Source organism: Vibrio genomosp. F10 str. 9ZD137, from assembly GCF_049974785.1.
Taxonomy (GTDB): Bacteria; Pseudomonadota; Gammaproteobacteria; order Enterobacterales; family Vibrionaceae; genus Vibrio.
This window is the reverse complement of sequence record NZ_JBNGCJ010000594.1, coordinates 1-1992: the sequence shown is the minus strand read 5'-3', so window position 1 is coordinate 1992 and position 1992 is coordinate 1. Positions and strand designations below refer to the sequence as shown.

Genomic DNA, 1992 nt, shown 5'->3' with positions numbered 1-1992 from the left:
TTGAATACTCGGTAATGTAAGTCGCGGTTTGCTTGGTGCCTTGAATCAGCTCTTGAATCACCTCGACAAAGCCATTAAAACTGATCGCCAACTCTTTAAACTCTTGATCGGTATCGGTATTGAGTCGTTTTGTCAGATCACCATCACCAGATGCCACATTTTTCATTGCTTTATTAAGTTCAGAAAGCGGACGCATCAGTATTTTTAACATTCCGATGTATGCGAGGCTAGAGATCACCAAAAGGGCTAAAAATACCACCAGCATAATGTTTCGCATCTCTTCAAGCGCCGAGTGCATTTCATCGTAGGGTAATAACATCCCAACCAACCAATTTTCGCCTGAGACCTTGTTAAAACCTAGATAGTAATTGACACCTTGAATGTCTACCAACTCTGTTTTATCACTCATCACACCTTGGCCCGTCACAACGGATATGTGCTTACCGTTAAACTTACTGTTCGGGTGCGCAATAACCGTCCCGTCACCATCAACCACAAAAACCGTTGCATGGTTAAGTTTGACGTTCGAGATTAACGTCGCGATTGAAGTTAAATCCACATCAAAAAATGAGACACCTAACAAACCATCAGAATGATAAACGGGTTGAGAAATTGAAATAAGAACAGCGCCGGTCCCCTCATCAACGTAAGGGTCGGTAATCTGCTGACCTCGGCCGCTTTTTGCGGCTTGATACCAAGGGCGAGTGCGAGAATCCCAGTTTGAAGGCGCGGTCCAACTCTTATCGTTATGGATAATGGCACCATCATGTTCGAAACCCATTCCCGATGTCACAAATACATTGCCGAGCGTAGATTGATCAAGTAATTGAGGGATGTCGTATGTGTCGGTAACAGCAAGCAATTCGGACAGATAATGAGCTAGGTTTCGCTTACCTTGTAGCTCACTATGAATCACTTCAGCAACCTGGCTAGAAGCAAGTTCAAGGTTGGACTGAATCGTTTTATCAACTTCACGGTTGGTCGTTCGATACTGAGTGAAACTGAGCACGGAAAGCCCTAACAAACTGACGAGTGTGCCTAGAACAAGAACTTTTGTACTAAATTTCATAGATTGTTTTCCGATAGTTTATAAGTAGATGATGATCTCGCGAGAGTGTAACGCTGAGTCGATGGCGCTAATAGGAATACCGCCTATTCCAAAACGTGCGTTTACGTGGCCCTACTAAACAGATAATAGTTACCGCCTGAAATCAAACAACGGCCTTTAAAAGTTGAGCTAAAACTCGGAATATCGGTTATTCCAAAAAAAATACCAATCCATGTAAAGTAGCCTTAAGATCAATAAATAAGGCACCAATCATCATGTCAACCAATAACGAAACCCTTGCGCCTGCGGATGGGCCATGGGCTAAATTGACTCGGACTGTCAAAACCATTGCCGTTTTTGTCATCAAAGCCATTATTGTCGTCGGTACTCTCGTCGGTTCATCAGTCTTGCTATCAAAACTTGGTACCGTTCACGGCAAAGACATCCCAGAAGAGTATTTCTCTAACGGGTATCCAACGATATTAAAGCTTCTCGATTCTGAGATTTTCATGGGCTTTGTTTTCTTTGTTACCGTTGCAATCATCATTTACATTATCTACCTGTTTTGGCAACTGCATGAAGTCGCAGTCCATAAAGCGGCTGAAATGTCGAGCGCGCATACACAAATCGTGTTTGCTCTGTCTCTATGTGGACTATTTATTGATAAAGCATGGTGGGTACTGGCCATCATCATCGCATTCGCGCGTTGGGATGTTCTTGCAAGAGAACTTTCAAACATCATTCGAAACGGCCGTAAACCAACAGCAAATATTGAGGAATAAGCCATGAAAGAAATAATGCTCCCTTATGTCCTTATCTGTTGGATCTTAGTGAAAACAGGTGTCATTTCATGGACTTTACGTAACGCAGTGATCATCGTGGGCACCGGTGTCATGCTGGCGTTTGCACTTTTTACTGCTCACCGTTTTTAGATCGGAAGAGCG

At 43.2% G+C, this 1992-nt stretch carries 2 protein-coding genes and 1 pseudogene; 2 read left to right on the top strand and 1 reads right to left on the bottom strand.

Going from position 1 to position 1992, the window contains the following annotated elements; translation table 11 throughout:
• The coding region (locus tag ACP45E_RS14415) for a cache domain-containing sensor histidine kinase (RefSeq protein ID WP_141707346.1) at positions 1-1069 on the bottom strand (1069 nt) is incomplete at its 3' end.
• 254 nt (positions 1070-1323) lie between these two features.
• Here ACP45E_RS14415 and ACP45E_RS14410 point away from each other — a divergent pair.
• Together ACP45E_RS14410 and ACP45E_RS14405 are read left to right on the top strand one after the other, a co-directional pair.
• Complete coding sequence (locus ACP45E_RS14410; RefSeq protein WP_017038271.1) at positions 1324-1830, top strand: hypothetical protein; 507 nt, start codon at positions 1324-1326, stop codon at positions 1828-1830.
• A 3-nt stretch (positions 1831-1833) separates the two neighbouring features.
• A pseudogene (locus ACP45E_RS14405) lies at positions 1834-1977 on the top strand (hemolysin D); the annotation flags it as partial.
• Between the last annotated feature and the right edge of the window lie 15 nt (positions 1978-1992).

Excerpts from the sequence above, each read along its gene's own strand:
- ACP45E_RS14410 (WP_017038271.1), top strand. The coding sequence starts at position 1,324 with ATGTCAACCAATAACGAAACCCTTGCGCCTGCGGATGGGCCATGGGCT.